Annotated in this window: 9 protein-coding genes; 7 read left to right on the forward strand and 2 right to left on the reverse strand. The window is 41.8% G+C overall.

Going from position 1 to position 17,361, the window contains the following annotated elements; all coding sequences use genetic code 11:
- The first annotated feature begins 11 nt into the window (after positions 1 to 11).
- The 3 genes from ABMY35_RS08300 to ABMY35_RS08310 are packed head-to-tail and all read left to right on the forward strand — an operon-like array spanning position 12 to position 3,978.
- A complete protein-coding gene (locus tag ABMY35_RS08300; protein ID WP_349285770.1) occupies positions 12 to 1,265 on the forward strand; it encodes an aminotransferase class III-fold pyridoxal phosphate-dependent enzyme in 1,254 nt (417 codons plus the stop codon).
- Positions 1,265 to 2,797 (forward strand): amidohydrolase family protein, encoded by a 1,533-nt coding sequence (locus ABMY35_RS08305; RefSeq protein ID WP_349285771.1) that lies wholly within the window; start codon positions 1,265 to 1,267, stop codon positions 2,795 to 2,797. Before ABMY35_RS08300 ends, ABMY35_RS08305 begins: the two co-directional genes overlap by 1 nt.
- Positions 2,794 to 3,978, forward strand: a complete 1,185-nt coding sequence (locus ABMY35_RS08310; RefSeq protein WP_349285772.1) for an MFS transporter — start codon at positions 2,794 to 2,796, stop codon at positions 3,976 to 3,978. The genes ABMY35_RS08305 and ABMY35_RS08310 overlap by 4 nt, the downstream gene beginning before the upstream one ends.
- A gap of 102 nt (positions 3,979 to 4,080) precedes the next feature.
- Here the strand turns inward: ABMY35_RS08310 and ABMY35_RS08315 are convergent, their stop codons facing one another.
- Positions 4,081 to 5,307, reverse strand: coding sequence for an isochorismate synthase (locus tag ABMY35_RS08315; RefSeq protein ID WP_349285773.1), 1,227 nt, complete (start codon positions 5,305 to 5,307; stop codon positions 4,081 to 4,083).
- A gap of 646 nt (positions 5,308 to 5,953) precedes the next feature.
- Here ABMY35_RS08315 and ABMY35_RS08320 point away from each other — a divergent pair.
- Positions 5,954 to 8,122 (forward strand): M3 family metallopeptidase, encoded by a 2,169-nt coding sequence (locus ABMY35_RS08320; RefSeq protein WP_349285774.1) that lies wholly within the window; start codon positions 5,954 to 5,956, stop codon positions 8,120 to 8,122.
- Between the two features lie 67 nt (positions 8,123 to 8,189).
- Here ABMY35_RS08320 and gdhA read toward each other — a convergent pair whose 3' ends face one another.
- Complete coding sequence (gdhA, locus tag ABMY35_RS08325; protein WP_349285775.1) at positions 8,190 to 9,533, reverse strand: NADP-specific glutamate dehydrogenase; 1,344 nt, start codon at positions 9,531 to 9,533, stop codon at positions 8,190 to 8,192.
- 268 nt (positions 9,534 to 9,801) lie between these two features.
- Between gdhA and ABMY35_RS08330 the strand changes: the two genes are divergently transcribed.
- From ABMY35_RS08330 to ABMY35_RS08340, 3 genes are read left to right on the forward strand one after another with little or no spacing between them, the layout of a single operon-like run.
- Positions 9,802 to 10,932 (forward strand): efflux RND transporter periplasmic adaptor subunit, encoded by a 1,131-nt coding sequence (locus tag ABMY35_RS08330; protein ID WP_349285776.1) that lies wholly within the window; start codon positions 9,802 to 9,804, stop codon positions 10,930 to 10,932.
- Positions 10,933 to 10,956: 24 nt separating this feature from the next.
- Entirely contained in the window at positions 10,957 to 14,217 is a 3,261-nt protein-coding gene (locus tag ABMY35_RS08335; RefSeq protein WP_349285777.1) for an efflux RND transporter permease subunit, read from the forward strand.
- Positions 14,204 to 17,272, forward strand: coding sequence for an efflux RND transporter permease subunit (locus ABMY35_RS08340; RefSeq protein ID WP_349285778.1), 3,069 nt, complete (start codon positions 14,204 to 14,206; stop codon positions 17,270 to 17,272). The genes ABMY35_RS08335 and ABMY35_RS08340 overlap by 14 nt, the downstream gene beginning before the upstream one ends.
- Positions 17,273 to 17,361 lie beyond the last annotated feature (89 nt).

Below are 17,361 nucleotides of genomic sequence, written 5' to 3' on the forward strand. Positions count from 1 at the left end.
TCGAGGATACTATGAATAATCAGCCACTTTCTTTTACCCAATCACAAAAATTGCAATCGCAGGGCGAGCAAGTTATTGCCGGTTTTACCCAGTCTATGATGAAAAAGCCAGAGCAGTTTTCACCTGGAGCTTTTCCTGTTTATTTAGCTGGGGGTGAAGGAGCAGTAGTGACAGATGTAGATGGCAATCAATATATTGACTTCATTTGTGGTCTTGCTGCAAATACTTTAGGTCACAACCACCCAGTTGTGACAAAGGCTATTTCAGACAATTTAAGCAATGGATTAATTCATTCTCTCCCCACGCCTGTCGAAGTAAAAACAGCCCAAACTTTAGTTGATGTGATCCCTGGTGCTGAGATGGTTCGTTTCTTTAAAACAGGTGCAGACGCAAACTCAGCAGCTGTTAGATTGGCTCGTCACGTTACAGGTCGAGATGAAATAATGACAGTGGGTTATAACGGTTGGCATGACCAATACATGTTTGATACTCCAGGGGTACCTTCTGCTATTGCATCACTTACGCATAGAATGCCGCTTTTCACTCCTAATGATGAGCCTAAAATAATTGAAAAAATTGCAAACAGAAAAGACCAGCTAGCAGTTGTTTTATTATCAGTGCCTTATAATCGGGTTCTAAAAAAAGCCTTTTTGCAAGAGCTCAGAGAGACCTGTTCTGAACATGGGGTTGTGCTAGTTTTTGATGAAGTTGTAACTGGGTTTAGACTTGCACCTGGTGGGGCTCAAGAATATTTCGGGGTTAATGCTGATTTAGTCACTTTATCTAAAGGGATTGCTGCTGGTATGCCACTATCAGCTGTTGCTGGTAGCTCAAAGTTAATGTCACGTATTAATGAACTTCAAGTGTCGACCACTTTTGGTGGTGAAATGCTGTCACTAGAGGTGTGTGATGCCGTTATAAAAGAATACAAACGAACAGACTTTACTACGTATATTGCTAAATTAGGCAGTATTTTAAAATCGGAAGTCAATCAGATCTCTGAGCAATTGGGGACCCCACTTCGCGTTGTAGGCTATGATGCTATCCCTATGTTTTTATTCGCTAAGAACCCAGAAGAGCATGTAAAATTTGCAATCCCATTTTTAGCACAAATGGCAAAGCGTGGCATTTTAATGCGCAGAGAGGTCAACTTCATTTCTGGTGCACATACAATGGAGCAGATTAATGACACGATTACTGCAGTGAAAGCATCGCTAATAGAAATGCAGTCAGAAGGCGTATTTGATACTAAGGAAAATACGTAATGGCATGTTCATGTTTATCGACGCAGCGTTTTGCTGCGCTTGCCAAAGCTATGAGTGAGCAGCCTTTTGGCAGTAATCAAGTGAGCGAACTCAATAGTCTAAAAGCGGTATGTAAGAAACCGCATGACGAAAATCTGAAGACGCTAATTGATAATGTCTTTATTTATACAGCAGACTTAAACAATACAGTGATCTCAGACGGTTGGGTTTTAATTCATGGCAAGCAGATAGTTGCTTTAGGAAAACAAGGAGAGCAACCGACAGATTTTGATAAGAAAGTAGATGGCGGCGGTAAGTTGATGTTGCCGGGGTTAGTTAATCCTCATTGGCATGAAAGCTTTGTTGCGCCAAACTTTGAGTCACCTGATGACTGTAACTTAGAGCCTACCGCTTATTCGAATGGCGGCAATATTGCAGCGTTAGGCTCGATGTTTGGTTTTATCTCAACAGTAGGCGATAAGTTAACGCTCGAAGAAGGGTTAGCAATTGCAAGATGGAGTATGTGGACTCAGCTTCGATCTGGCACGACTGCTTTGGGCGACCTAGGCTCAGCGAATAAAGCAGACTCAATGGCATTAGCAGCCATTGATTTGGGAATGCGATTGCGAGTAAGTCGTTGGGGTTCTGATGTGATGTTAGAAGCTGATAAATCTTCCCCAACGATTATTGCAGACACTCAATTGCAAACTGAGGATTGGCTGTCACTTATTGAAACTTGGGATAACCATAGTTCAGGTTTAATTGGTGCGATGCCTTCTGTTATGGGCGCTTTTGGTAGTTCTGATAAGCAACTGGAAGCTTTAGCTAGTATCACTCAACAATACAAAGTTCCTTATGCAACGCACTTAGCGCCTCTAAAGAATGAACGACGAGAGGTTGAACGAGTATTCGGTCTTTCACCTATTGCTCGTTTTGATGCTATGGGGTTACTGACAGATAAACTGCTCGCAGTTCATACAGCATATGCCAGTGAAAGCGAATACCAAAGGCTTATCGAAACTGGCGTTAATATCTGTCACTCACCGGCCCATTATGGGATGCTTGGAGAGTCGACAGTCAGTGAGACCGGACAAATCGGTAGATTCTTAAAAGAGGGGGTTTGGGTCTCAAGCAGTACAGATGGAGACATCTCCTTTATAGGTGGTATGTGCGAAGCAATGAGAGGTGCTCATCTAGGCCACAATGAAGCACAAAACTGTAATACAGCTTGCCCGCCAACATTAGCACTGAAAACTGCGACCTTGTTTGGTTCTAAAGCTTTAGGGTGGGAGGATAAAATAGGTTCTATCGAGGTTGGTAAACAAGCCGACTTTGTACTGATCAATAATGATGATTATCGCTATAAGTTATCCGGGCATCCACTTAGAACGTTTATCGTAACGGGCTCTAGTAAAGATGTAGACTCGGTCATGGTTGCTGGTGATTTTGTTGTTAAAGATGGTCGAAGTACTCGCTTTAATGAAGATGAACTATATCAAGATTACCAAAAAGCCGTCGAAAGTGCCCGTAAACGCATTGGGGGACCTGGATGAGTCACTCAAGATTAACGACTTGTTTTTTGTTACTTGCAAGCACTATGACAGTGCTTGCAAGTGCAACCTTAGCACCCGCATTACCAGCAATGACTGCGACTTTTTCACATATAGATAATGCTGCATTTTGGGCGCAAATGACGCTTGCGCTACCTGGGTTAATCATTGCTGTGTGCGCACCATTAGTTGGCGCTTTAGTCGATAAATTTAATAGTCAAAAACTACTGATTAGTGGCTTAGCACTTTTTTTAGTTAGCGGGGTATTAGGCTATATATGGCAATACTCTATTTGGCTTATTTTATTTAGTAGAGCTTTGATGGGGGTGGCCGTAGCGTTAATTATGGTTTCTGGTACCACTCTCGCAGGTAGATACTTTGAAGGTCCTCGCTTTTCTAACTATATGGGTCTTCAAGCGGCCTTTGGTGGTTTTGGTGGCGTATTATTCCTTTCTGTGGCAGGCTTTCTAGCTGAGCAGCATTGGTCATGGGTATTTGCAATTTATTCACTCTCTTTGTTGGTTTTACCTGGAGTTCTGTTATGGGTAAAAGCACCAGAGATTAAAGAGTATCAGGGTCAAGCAGCAAATCGACCTAAAGGTTGGATGAATAAAACCTTTATACTCTGCTGTGCTTTGGCTTTAGTAGAAATAGTCGTGCTTTATGGCCTGACATTACACTTGCCATTTCACTTAGCGGAACTTGGTCATTCTGCCAGTACAATAGGGCTAGTCATTGCGGCCTTTTTGCTCGCTATGGCAAGTGTCTCAGTAAGTTATGGGAAAGTTAGAAGTCTACTTAGTGTTAAACAAACTCATGTATTTGGTTGGATTATTGTTGCTCTTGGATTCACTTTACTTAGCTTTGTTAATGGGTTGTCTAACATAACAGTTTCGGGTTTGGTGATTGGCGTTGGGCTTGGATTAGTCAGACCGAATTTGGTTGTGTGGTTGTTCGAATTTGTGCCTCCTATGATGCGTGGTAAAGCCATGGGCATTATGACGACCTGTTACTTTTCAGGTCAATTTATCAGTCCTTTAGTATTTGAGCCTGCAATTTTAGCACTTGGATTTGAAGTTTTTTGTCTTGTTTTAGCAGCCCTTATCGCGTTGGTAATATGCTTAGCCATTATTGCAAACTTCAAATTGACAAAGTCATTACCTTCACGTTTGGTTGATAATTAAACATTCAAGTTTTGAATAACTAAGTGTTCAGAGTACTGTTTGATATTGTTAGGGAAGTTGATAGAAATGCCCAATTTGATTGGGCATTTTTTTATTTAGGACTTAGGCAATTTCTAATTCTAAAGCGCTTGTTTCACTGAGTTTACGATAGCGCTCTGCGACTTCAAGTGCATTAAGCATTGTTGACATTTTTGCTTCTGTTTCAAGCCATTCAGCCGTAGGATCTGAAGCTGCAACAATGCCTGCACCTGCAAATAGTCTTGCGTGATTTGTATCCAACTCACCACAACGAATTACGACGACCCATTCTCCATTGCCATGTCTATCACACCAACCAATGATCCCTGAAAAATAGTCTCTATCTTCGCCTTCTAACTCTTTAATTAGAGGGTAAGCAGATGGAGTAGGTTTGCCGCAAAGTGCGGGGGTAGGATGTAACTGATTAGCAAGTGACAGAATATGCGTATTCGGATTAATAAGTTGTCCTTCAATAATAGTTGATAAATGCCACATTGTTGCGGTACTTAATAGTGAAGGTGTACTTGGTATAGTCAGTTGCTGGCACCAAGGGTTTAATACTTGAGACATTTCATCTAAAACCACAGCATGCTCAAAACGGTCCTTCTGTGAGGCCAACAATGCTTGCTTGCGTTTATATTCAATTTCAAGATCTTCAACACGTTTTGTTGACCCAGCTAAGGGGTTACTCATGATTGAGTGACCTTGTTTTTTTAGAAGCAGTTCAGGGCTAACACCGACTAATGTTTTTCCTTGCTCTGTAGGGAAAGAAAAATGAAAGCCACTGCTGCTTTGAGATAGCAGGTTTGCTATTACAAGAGTTTGATTTATGTCTTGATCAAAAAATAAGTCTGTTTGTTTGGCTAGTACAATTTTGTCTAATTTTCTTTCTGAAAAATAGCGTTTGGCTTTAAGAATTGCACTTTCATAGTGCGCCTGATCTTGTCGATGAGACACCTTGTTGAGGCTTGCTTGTTTGTTATTATTTAATTGACTTCTTAACTTTAAACGATGTGTGAAAGTTGCTTTATCATACTTATTTATTTGATCTGTTACTATAAACTGAGCTTGTTGAGATTTGCAAAATGGCAACACACCAAAAGCGACAGCATCTCGCTGATCAGTGTCATTGATTGCGCTTGTTATATTTTCGACTAATTCTCGATGATTATTTATATCGGTTTTCAATCTTAATAAAGTTTTTCGTGTTACAAAGCAGCTTTCACCTGCTGCGAATAACGCATTTTGTGAAGGGTCAAATGATTCTATAAATGCGTCAATTTGATTCACAGATGTTTGTTCGGTCAACATTACGAGTCCTTTTTAGCGAGTATTTAACGTACTTTGTTGACGAAATTGAGAGCCAAATATTTAGTAATATTACGAAGCTATGAAAAATAGAGGGAATGAAAGAATTAAGATAGACACTCAAGAATGTTCAGTAATGCAGGGCTGTGGTTGAATGAAAGATGCAACAGTGAAACCAAAGAGCTTGCACTGATAATATTGGAAAAAGTGTGATTGTTTTAATTTTGGTAATTATCACTTTTGACTATATCAGCATCTTGGTTTCGCCAATGAGAGTAAAAGTAAACAAGATTCCCTTTGATTAATTCAATTGTATCTAGGGCAATAAAGGTTCCTTCTAGCAATTAGGAATATTCTCAAAGTCATTGATTATGCAAAACTAAGTTCTATATAGCAGCGCAGAAGCCAAGATTTACCGACCAAAGTCAAAGTTAAAGATAAAGTTAAAGTTAAAGTTAAAGTTAAAGTTAAAGTTAAAATATAACAGGGTAAGTTAATTAGTTAAATGCTGATTTTAAGTATTAAAAATATGCTGTTGGTCAAATAATGCATCAGATTTACATTTAGATACTATTCTCATCGCATTTATTATTGCACTGACCAGTTTGCCTCGTAACATAGAGGGGTTAACAAACTGAGAACATATTTAATGAAACTAAAAATCTCTCTATTAAGTGCAGCGGTTGTTGTTGCACTGAGTGCATGTAGCAGCACGCAAAGCACATCACAACAAGTTGAACCTGTAGTACAAAAAGTTGAAAAACAATACGACAATATTTTATTGCAAAAGTACGCAGGCCCGTATGACGGTGTACCACAGTTCGACAAAGTCACGATTGCGGATTTAGAGCCAGCATTGGATATTGCAATTGCTGAAAACCTTGCAGAGATTGATGCGATTGCAAATAACCCTGAGAAGCCAACTTTTCAAAACACCATAGTGGCACTTGAAGCGTCAGGTGAAGCACTTGATCGTTTATTCCCATACTATGGCATTTGGGCAAACAATAACTCAAGCCCTGCATTTCGTGAGTTACAAGGTAAACTAGTGCCTAAGTTTTCTGCGATGAGCTCTAAAATCACGCAAAATAAAACCTTATTTGAACGTATTCAAGCGGTTTACAATAGTGATGAGTTTAAAAACTTAACCGCTGAAGAGCAGCGTATTACTTGGATGCGTTACAACGGTTTTGCGCGTAACGGTGCAACACTTTCGGGCGACAAAGCCAAGCGTTATGCTGAAATTAACTTAGAGCTGTCAGGCTTACATTCTAAATTTGGCAACAACGTATTGGCTGATGAAGAAAACTATGTTGTTTATCTTACAAAAGATCAGCTAGCTGGTTTACCTAAGTCATACATCTCAGCTGCAGAAGCAGCAGCAAAAGCGCGTGGTCAAGAAGGCAAATATGCCGTAACGAATACGCGTTCATCAATGGACCCATTCTTAAAGTATTCTGAAGAACGTGAACTACGTGAGCAGGTTTGGAATAACTATTATAACCGTGGGAATAATGCGGGCGAAAACAATAACCGTGACGTGATCAGCCAAATCTTAAAGCTACGTCATGAACGTATTCAGCTTCTAGGCTACGAAAACTATGCACAGTGGCGTTTAGAAGATCGCATGGCAAAAGCGCCTGAAAATGCCATCGAACTGATGAATAAAGTATGGCCTGCTGCGATTGCACGCGTAAAAGAAGAAGTGGCAGACATGCAAGCGGTAGCAGATAAAGAAGGTGTGAATATCACTATCGCGCCTTGGGATTACCGTTTCTACGCAGAGAAAGTGCGCAAAGCGAAATACGACTTAGACTCAAATGAAGTGAAAGAATACCTTCAAGCAGACAAGCTAACTGAAGCCATGTTCTATGTGGCGGGTGAGTTATTTGATTTCACATTTACACCAGTACCAGAGGGTTCAGTGCCGGTCTTCCATGAAGACGTGAAAGTATGGGAAGTGAAACGCAAGTCGAATGGCGAGCACGTTGGTTTATTCTACCTTGACCCGTTTGCACGTAAAGGTAAGCGCTCTGGTGCATGGGCAACATCGTTCCGTTCACACACGACATTCCAAGGGAAAACAAACGTACTTAGCACCAATAACTCAAACTTTGTTAAGGCGCCAAATGGTGAAGCGACATTGGTTTCTTGGGATGATGCGAATACCTATTTCCATGAGTTTGGTCATGCGTTACACGCGCTTTCTTCAAATGTGAAATACCCGAGCTCGAACGGCGGTGTGCGTGATTACACTGAGTTCCAATCTCAGTTACTAGAGCGTTGGTTATCAACTGACGAAGTGATCAATAAGTACCTTGTTCATTACAAAACGGGCAAGCCAATGCCAAAAGAGTTAATCGAAAAGATCCAAAAGTCTTCAACGTTTAACCAAGGTTTCTCAACAACTGAATACCTAGCGTCTGCGATCATGGATATGAAATTTCATATGACTGATCCTGAATTAATTGGCGATCCGGTTGAATTTGAAAAAACAGAACTTGCGAAATTAGGCATGCCATCTGAAATTGTAATGCGTCACCGTACAACGCATTTTGGTCATATCTTCTCTGGAGAAGGCTATTCAGCAGGTTACTATGGTTACCTATGGGCTGAGGTATTAACTTCTGATGCAGCAGAAGCATTTGCAAATGCACCGGGTGGTTTCTACGACAAAGACTTAGGCGACCGTTTAGTTCAGTACTTATTCTCAGTGCGTAATGCAATGGATCCAGCTGAAGCTTATAACAAGTTCCGTGGTCGTGATGCAGAAGTAGGCGCGTTAATGCGTGACCGTGGCTTCCCAGTATCTGAATAATTTTTAGCAGTTAGCATTAAATAAAAGATATTAAGCCCAGCGGTCGCTGGGCTTTTTTGTATAAGTATCAAACAACTCCATAAGCCAGCATGGCATCAGCCACTTTAATAAAGCCCGCGATATTTGCACCTTTTACATAATCAACGTGTTCTTCATGTTCACCATATTGCACGCATTTATCGTGTATTTGTTTCATGATGTTGTGCAGTTTCTCTTCAAGTTCCTCGTGCGACCAAGACATACGAATGCTGTTTTGCGACATTTCTAAAGCTGATACAGCCACACCACCAGCGTTTGCCGCCTTACCTGGCGCATAAAGGATTTTATTATCATGAAACACTTTGACGGCTTCTGGCGTACAAGGCATATTGGCGCCTTCTGATACCGCAATACAGCTATTTTCAGCCAATTGTTTTGCGTCTTCTTCTGTAAGCTCGTTTTGAGTAGCACAAGGCAAAGCGAGTTGTGCATTGATATGCCAAGGCTTTTTATTTTCGAAAAATTCGCAATTAAACTCATTGGTCAATACATCTAGCCGTTTGCGTTGCTGAATCTTGATTTCTTTAATTTTATCAAGTTGTACTTGCGTGAGGCCATCAGGGATAAATAGTGTGCCACTTGAATCTGAAAGCGTGAGCACTTTGGCATCAAGATGTATTAGCTTCTCTGCACAATGAAGCGCAACATTACCTGAGCCTGATACTAAGCAAGTCTTGCCATTAATGTCGTGCTGGTGGTGAGTGAGCATAGCTTGCATAAAAAACGCATTACCATAACCTGTTGCTTCAGTGCGAATAAGGCTGCCACCATACTCAATGGCTTTGCCCGTAAGCACACTTTCTACTCTATGGGTAATGCGTTTGTACTGACCGAATAAATAGCTAATTTCTTTTGATCCCACGCCGATATCTCCGGCGGGTACATCCATATTAGGGCCAATATGTTGATAAAGCTGGGTCATAAATGACTGGCAAAAGCGCATGATTTCTCTGTCAGACTTGCCTTTAGGATTAAAATCAGCGCCGCCTTTGCCTGCGCCTATGGGTAAGGTCGTTAAGCTATTTTTAAAGGTTTGTTCAAAGCCTAGAAATTTCAGCACACTTAAACTGACAGATGGATCGAAGCGAAGTCCACCTTTGTAAGGCCCGATGGCATTATTAAATTGCACCCTATACCCACGATTGATGCGAATATTGCCCTCGTCATCTTCCCAAGTAACACGAAAGAACACGACTTTATCCGGCTCAGTCATTCTTTCTAAAATATGAGCATGTTGATACTGCTTATTTTTATTTATGAAAGGAATAACAGACTCTGCGACTTCTTTGACAGCTTGATGAAATTCAGGCTCATGCGGATTCCTTTTAATGAGCCCGTCCATAAAGTGTTCTAAAGTTAAATCATCGTACATATGTCCACCTGTTAGGTTTGTGCGTTATTCTAGAAAATGGGCTATTTCGTTATATTGAGCCTAGTCTAATTTGTAGGAATTGTGATTTATTTTGTTTATTTTCCAGTTATTTAGTCTATATGAGTTCTCAGCTGGTTTAGATCAAATGTTACCAATTGTTTCCAATTTACAAACTCTTACAAATAAACAAAATGAGCGTTATTTTTTCTTTACCTTTTCGCTTATGATGTGAGCAAATAACATATGGCTAGTAAAATAAGAAGGGAATATGTCGTTGCTAAATTCATTTCAAAAATCACTTTTGGCGTTATCAGTATTAGGCTTAGTGGCCTGCTCAGGCGAAGAAAGCACTGAAAAAGCTGATAGCAAAACAGAGCAAACAGCGAAAAAACAAGAAAAAGAAGAGTTTGCAATTCCTGTCGAAGTCACCTTTTCAAAAGTAGGTGATGTTGCCAAGTTTTATCAAACCACTGCCATTTTAGAAGCAGAGCAAGAAAGTAAAGTGGTTAATAAGGTAACGGGCATGCTTGAATCTGTGCATGCTCAAGAAGGTCAGCGTGTGAGTGCTGGAGAGTTACTTGCACAAATTGACCCGCGCAATTATGAATTAGATTTTGAGCGAGCCAAGATTGATTACGAATCAGCAAAGTCAGAGTACCGTCGTAGCCAGCCAGTTGACGGCAAACAACTGATCTCTGAAAAAGACCTTGATAAACTGCGTTTTAGAGTGCAAACCACAGAAAATCAACTTGAAGTTGCCAGAATTAAACTTCGCGACAGTAAAGTTGTTTCGCCGATTGACGGTGTTATCGCAAAACGTTCAGTCAAAGCACATAACATGCTAAGTAATTTAGGCAATGAAATGTTCCATGTTGTGTCACTGGACTCACTCATTGGTGTGGTATATCTGCCTGAGTCAGAGCTTAGTAAAGTTAAGCTTGGCCAAGTTGCAAAGCTTCACTTTCCTGCAGAGCCGAATCTACAACTAGAAGCAACTGTATTGCGTATAGCACCTTTGGTCGATAGCAAGTTAGGCACCTTTAAGGTCACACTGACGATTGATAATCAAGAGAATATTTTAAAGCCGGGGATGTTTGCCCGTGTTGCCTTATTACTTGATAGCAAACAAGGTGTTACCTTGGTGCCTGAAAACGCAGTAATCAAAAAAGATGGTAAAGCAACCCTGTTTGTTGCACAAAATGACAGAGCTAAAAAGCTTGAAGTCGAAACGGGTTATACCCAAGACGGCTGGGTAGAAGTTATCACGCCTATTTCGAGTGAAGATGGCGTTATCACTGTAGGTCAACATGGCCTGAAAGACGATGCTTTACTGAAAGTGTTAAATCACGACCAAAGTGCCATCGTGACCAATACTGAAGACAAATCTCAACAGCTTTAATCGCGCCAGAAGTAAGGACAGAGTATGAATATTGCTAGGCTTGCTGTAAAGCGCCCAGTGACCATAACCATGTTGGTTTTGGCGGTGATGTTGTTCGGTATGGTGGGGTTCTCACGCCTTGTGGTGTCGTTACTACCTGATCTAAGTTACCCAACTTTAACAGTAAGAACAGAAAACCCCGGTGCGGCCCCCGCTGAAATTGAACAATTGATTTCAAAACCAATTGAAGAAGCTGTGGGTGTTGTTAAAGGCATTCGCAAACTGCATTCTATTTCTAAACCGGGTCAATCAGACTTAGTCATCGAGTTTCAATGGGGCACAGATATGGATCTGGCCATCATGGAGCTTCGCGAAAAACTCGATATGGTGATGTTACCCGTTGAACTGAGAAAACCCGTCATTTTAAGGTTTAACCCATCTTTAGATCCAATTTTAAGACTAAGCATCTCAGGTGATGCGCAATCTTACACACAACTAAGATCACTGCGTACCTACGCAGAAGAAGAGTTAAAGCGCGCCCTTGAACCTATTGATGGGGTTGCAGCAGTCCAGCTCAGTGGTGGTTTAGAGCAAGAAATACAAGTGCTTATTGACCAACAACAAGCCAATCTTCGTGATGTGACCGCTGAGATGATCACAAACCGAATTAAAAACGAAAACATTAATGTGTCAGCCGGTCGAGTTTATGACGGTCAGCAAGAGTTTTTGGTTCGCACCCTTAACCAGTTTACTTATATCGAAGAAATTGGCGATGTCATTATTAAACAAGATGCCGGACAAACGGTTTATTTACGTGACATTGCCACTGTGGTTGACGGTGTAAAAGAGCGCCAAGATATTACTCGAGTTAATGGAAACGAAGCAATCGAGATGGCTTTGTACAAAGAGGGCGATGCCAATACGGTGGCTGTGGCCAAACGTGTACAGGCTAAGATCAAACAGCTACAGGACGAATTACCAGAAAATGCTGAGCTAAAAATTCTCTCAAATCAGGCTGAGTTTATTGAAAAAGCCATTGATGAAGTGAAGCAAACTGCCATTATTGGTGGTCTACTTGCGATTGTGGTTTTGTATCTTTTCTTAGGTAAGTTTAAGCCGACAATCATTATTGCACTGGCTATTCCAACCTCCATCATTGCAACCTTTAACTTGATGTTTGCCAATAACATCAGCCTAAACATTATGTCTTTAGGCGGTATTGCACTGGCGGTTGGCTTATTGGTCGATAACGCTATCGTAGTGCTTGAAAATATCTATCGTAAAAAAGAGCAAGGTCAAGATGTTGAACAAGCTGCAATCGAAGGTACCAATGAAGTATCGGGTGCAGTAACAGCGTCTACGCTAACAACATTAGCAGTATTTGCGCCTTTGGCATTTGTCACAGGTTTTGCTGGTGAGATTTTTAGCGACCAAGCGCTAACGGTCACCTTTGCTCTACTTGCTTCATTAATTGTGGCACTGAGCTTTATTCCTATGTTGGCGTCACGCCAGTTTTCAATTGCCTCGGGTGATGCAAACCTTGACAACATTGAATCTGAAAAGCCCGTGAAAACAGGTGCAAAGAAATGGCTTAGCCTGTTATTACTGCCATTCAAGTTTGTAGCAGTTGTGATCCCATGTTTTATTGGGCGTTGGATATTGCGCCTCATTATGATGCTGTCGAAAATTATTGGCTGGTGCACCAGCAAAATTACTTATCCAGCTTATGTTGCATTCAATGGTGTCTATAAAATTTTTGCCAAAGGGTATGACAAGCTACTTAAAGGCGCGATGAAACAGCGCGCATTGGTCATTTCAATTTCTTTAATTTTTGCTGTGGGTGTTGCAAGTTTATTGCCTAAATTGGGCATGGAGCTGATGCCTGAAGTGGCGCAAACAGAGCTGACTCTAGAAATAACGCTGCGCCAGGGCACGCCGATCGAACAAACCGACCAGCAGCTTAATTTGCTGGCTCGCTCAGTCGTTGATATGCCAGGTGTGGTGCACACTTATAGTATGTCGGGCACAGGTAGTCTGATGATGAGCAGTGCGACACGCGGCGGCTCTCACTGGGGGCAACTGGTTGTTAAAACTGAAACACCAGCACAACTAAGTGCGGTGCAAGATGCGTTACGTGCGCAACTATCTGGCATGGCGCAGGTCAATGCGGAGTTCACGCAAAGTCGTATGTTTGAACAAGAGCGTCCTTTAGTTGTGGTGATGAGTGGTTATCAGCTTGATGAGTTAAAACTGTACGCCGATAGATTGGTGTCACAACTACAACAGCAAAACCGTTTTGCCGATGTCACAACATCGCTCAGAGCAGGACAACCTGAGCTGAAAATTGAGTTTGATCATCAACGTTTAAGTAGCTTAGGTTTAACTGCTGCCGGCATCACCGATATTCTGGCAACCAAAATAGGCGGTAATGTCGCTAGCAAATATAACCTAGATGATCGTCAGGTTGATATTTTGGTTCAGGTTGATCGTGATTCACGTAACTCAGTGGCGGCGATCCGCGACTTAATCATTCATGGTGAGAATGGCCAGAGCGTGCCTTTGTCAGCGGTTGCAAAAGTCACTGAGTCTATTGGCCCGAACGAAATCAATCGTTTAGATCAGGCGCGCGTTGCCATCATTACAGCCTCTGTGAAAGAAGGTGATTTAGCAACAGCTGCGCAGGTCGTTCGCAGTGAAGTGGCATCTTTAGGGTTACCTGAACGTATTTATAGCCAAGTGATTGGTCAGAATCAGCAAATGGAAGAAGCCTATTCGTCATTAATGATGGCGCTATTGCTGGCGGTGTTCTTGGTTTACTTGGTGATGGCTTCACAGTTTGAGTCATTGTTAAATCCGTTCATCATTTTATTCAGCGTGCCACTGGCGGTACTCGGGTCAATCTTTGGATTATTTATCACGGATACCAGTTTAAGTGTGATCACCTTTATTGGCTTGATCATGCTAAGCGGTATTGTAGTAAACAACGCCATTGTATTAATTGACCGTATTAACCAGTTACGCGCGCAAGGTTACGCGATGTTAGATGCTATTTTAGAAGCAGCCAACTCACGTTTACGTCCAATCATCATGACGACCATGACCACAATTTTGGGTTTATTGCCTATGGCGATGGCAACAGGGGAAGGCGCTGAATTACGTGCGCCATTGGCGATTACGGTAATGAGCGGTCTATTAATTGCGACTTTCTTAACTCTGATTGTTATTCCTGTTTTGTATAGTGTGTTTAACCGTGACCAAGTGCAAGTAAATGAGAACTTAGGTAAGGCGGACTATGAAGCAGGCTAAATCAATCAAAAACCTGACTGCACTGGCCCTAAAGCGGCCAGTGACTTGCTTTATGTTGATGCTATCAATGATAGTAGCTGGTCTTATGAGCAGTAAGCTTATTCCCCTTGATAGCTGGCCTGCGGTCAATGCACCTGCCGTGTTTGTAAGAGCATCATACCCAGGTTCGACGCCTGAAGAGATTGAGCGTCTTATAACAAAACCGCTTGAAGAAGCTTTGGCAACCATGGGTGGCGTGAACTCAGTCACTTCTCGTACTTCTTCAGGGTGGACGTCACTTACCCTACAGATGAAGTTTTCGACCGACTTAAATGTGGCAATTTTAGAAGCACGTGAGAAGGTTGATTTGGTTCGACACCTTTTACCTGAAGACTTACAACGCGTAGACGTAATGAAATTTTCAACCCAAGATATGCCGGTTGTTGAATTAACATTATTGAGTGAAAAATCTTTAAATCGTGACTATGAGTTTTTAGAAAACAACCTAAAAATGCCATTGGAGCGGATTCAAGGCGTGGGGCGCGTAGAGCTTTATTTACGTCAGCCAAGAATTTGGGTGAAACTTGATCCTGACAAACTCGCCATGCATCGCGTTGATATTCAACAAGTGACGCGAGTGCTTCAAGAAGCCAACTTTTTAAAGTCTGTGGGTGAAGTACATACAGAAGATTATCGCTATGCGGTGACACCGCAGGGCCAATATCGTGATATCGAAGATATTCGTGCGCAACGCATCAATGAGCGAGTGAAACTCTCTGACATTGCCAACGTGCACTATGCTTTGAGTGAGCGTCAATGGCAGCGTCGTGTTGACGGTCAACCTGCGGTAGGCTTAGATATTTTCAGAGAGTCGGATTCAAATGTGGTTGATGTGGCAAAGCGCATTCGTGAAACTCTTGATGAAGTGATGCAAAAGCCACAACTGCAACATATTGATATTCAATATGACAGAGATGATGGTAACAGTGTTGAAGTATCAATTTCTTCATTGTTACAGGCTGGCGCAATCGGGGCGGTATTATCATTCTTTGTACTGTGGTTCTTCTTACGTAACCTCAAACTGACCGGCGTTGTGGTGCTTGCAGTGCCTGTTTCATTAAGTATTTCGTTGGCGATTATTTACTTCATGGGATTCAGCTTAAATATGCTGACCTTGATTGGCTTGATCATCGCCATCGGCTTGCTTATCGACAACTCGGTGGTAGTTTGTGAGAGTATCTTGCAACAACGAGCACAAGGTGACTCGGGTAAAACTGCTGTCATAGAGGGCGTTGATAAAGTCAGCACGGCTATTTTGAGTGCAACACTCACTACAGTGGTGATCTTTTTGCCTTTGCTCATGGGTGATAGTAATTTCTTAACTGTGATGTTACAGCAGATAGCTGTGTCTATTTGTGTACCATTATTGGTGTCATTATTAGTTGCGAAAACTCTGATCCCATTGTGTATGTATCGTGTTTTACCAGACAATGCAGGCGCAAACGAATCTGGCTCAGATAAAGCACAACAAAAATACCGCAAAGCATTAAATTGGGGTCTTAGCCATCCTAAGCGAGTGGGCGCTTTTTTCTTGATTCTGTTTACCAGTGTCATGCTGGCAAAAAGTATTGTTGATAAGAGCTCAAGTGACGCCCAGTCACAGAAACGATTACAGATTTTTTATGAGTTTAAGGGGGAACCTGAGCTCGATAAAAAACTCGCGTTTTTGCAAGAAATAGAGACTTATTTACTCGATAACAAGCAATCTCTTGGGATTCAAAAACTTTACTCTGGCGTTTATCAAAGAGGCGCATGGTCAAGTATTCGTTTTGTTGAAGACTTACCAAGACCCATTGAGGATATTAAAAAAGATATCCGTGAAAACTTTCCTGAATCAGCGTATGCAAAAGCGTCTTTGCAACGAGAAGCTGGATCTCGAACGGCGGTGAGTGTTTATCTATTCGGTCGTTCGACTGCAAAATTAAATGAGTTGGCTGAGCAACTTATACCTGTGCTTGAAGCCCACCCACATTTTACTGATGTAAAAAATAGTGCTGAGGGCGATGTCTATGAAATGCAGCTGGTGGTAGACAGACAACGAGCTATGCAGCTGGGTGTTTCGACGCAAGAAATTGCCACTAAAATTGGTAATGCCATGCGTGGTCTCAATTTGAAAACGCTGAGGACTTTAGACAAAGGTGAAGTTGAAATTATCGCGGGTTACTATGAACAGGGAGCTATTCCTATAGAAGAACTTAAAAGCTTACCCGTCATGGAATCAAACGGCGCTATTTTAACCTTGCAACAACTGGTAGAAATAGAAACACGTCCAGCCCCGCGCACAATTTCACGCAGAGATCGTCAAACTCAGATTTCTATTGAGATGAATATTCAAGATGTGAGTCACAAAGAAGCCGCTAAGTCGTTGAACCAGATGATGAACGCGATCACATTACCGCGAGGTTATTCATGGGGCTTAGGCCCTAAATTTGCTGAGCAAGATGAGTCAATGAAAGACATGGTCTTTAATATGATGATTGCGCTTTTCTTGATCTTTATGATCATGGCGGCGTTGTTTGAGTCATTGCTATTGCCAATTGCAATTCTAAGCTCGATAGGCCTTGGTTTTGTTGGCGTTTACTGGACCTTTGCACTACTTGGTATGGGCTTGGGTGAAACAGGCATGCTAGGTATGTTGGTACTCATGGGTATTGTGGTAAACAATGGCATAGTCTTGATTGACCAGATCAACCGCTTTAAGGGCTCAGCAGAGCACTTACAGCAAGCGATTGTTGATGCTTGTTCAACACGTTTACGCCCAATCTTGATGACTGTGGCGACGACGGTAATTGGTATGTTACCTGTGTTATTCGATAGTAGTTCAGCAGATTCAGGTGTATTAGATTATAAACCCATGGCGATTGCGATTATCGGTGGCTTAATCTTTTCAACGCTGACTAGTTTAGCCTTTGTGCCTTACTGTTATTACCTACTTTACCGTTTAGGTCAGGGAAGTAGTAACCGACTTGCTGAGGCAAGGGCGTATGCCAATCATAAGTTAAGTAGGCTTAGCTAAGCTTTGAAGATAAAAAGCGCGACGAGTTCGCGCTTTTTTGTGTCAGTAGGTAGACGAAAAAAAACCTCCCTTTGTTTAATCTCAATATC

Origin of the sequence: Pseudoalteromonas sp. BZB3, assembly GCF_040104455.1 — a bacterium.
Taxonomy (GTDB): domain Bacteria; phylum Pseudomonadota; class Gammaproteobacteria; order Enterobacterales; family Alteromonadaceae; genus Pseudoalteromonas.

Excerpts from the sequence above, each read along its gene's own strand:
- ABMY35_RS08300 (WP_349285770.1), top strand. The coding sequence starts at position 12 with ATGAATAATCAGCCACTTTCTTTTACCCAATCACAAAAATTGCAATCG.
- ABMY35_RS08305 (WP_349285771.1), top strand. The coding sequence starts at position 1,265 with ATGGCATGTTCATGTTTATCGACGCAGCGTTTTGCTGCGCTTGCCAAA.
- ABMY35_RS08310 (WP_349285772.1), top strand. The coding sequence starts at position 2,794 with ATGAGTCACTCAAGATTAACGACTTGTTTTTTGTTACTTGCAAGCACT.
- ABMY35_RS08315 (WP_349285773.1), bottom strand. The coding sequence starts at position 5,307 with ATGTTGACCGAACAAACATCTGTGAATCAAATTGACGCATTTATAGAA.
- ABMY35_RS08320 (WP_349285774.1), top strand. The coding sequence starts at position 5,954 with ATGAAACTAAAAATCTCTCTATTAAGTGCAGCGGTTGTTGTTGCACTG.
- gdhA (WP_349285775.1), bottom strand. The coding sequence starts at position 9,533 with ATGTACGATGATTTAACTTTAGAACACTTTATGGACGGGCTCATTAAA.
- ABMY35_RS08330 (WP_349285776.1), top strand. The coding sequence starts at position 9,802 with ATGTCGTTGCTAAATTCATTTCAAAAATCACTTTTGGCGTTATCAGTA.
- ABMY35_RS08335 (WP_349285777.1), top strand. The coding sequence starts at position 10,957 with ATGAATATTGCTAGGCTTGCTGTAAAGCGCCCAGTGACCATAACCATG.
- ABMY35_RS08340 (WP_349285778.1), top strand. The coding sequence starts at position 14,204 with ATGAAGCAGGCTAAATCAATCAAAAACCTGACTGCACTGGCCCTAAAG.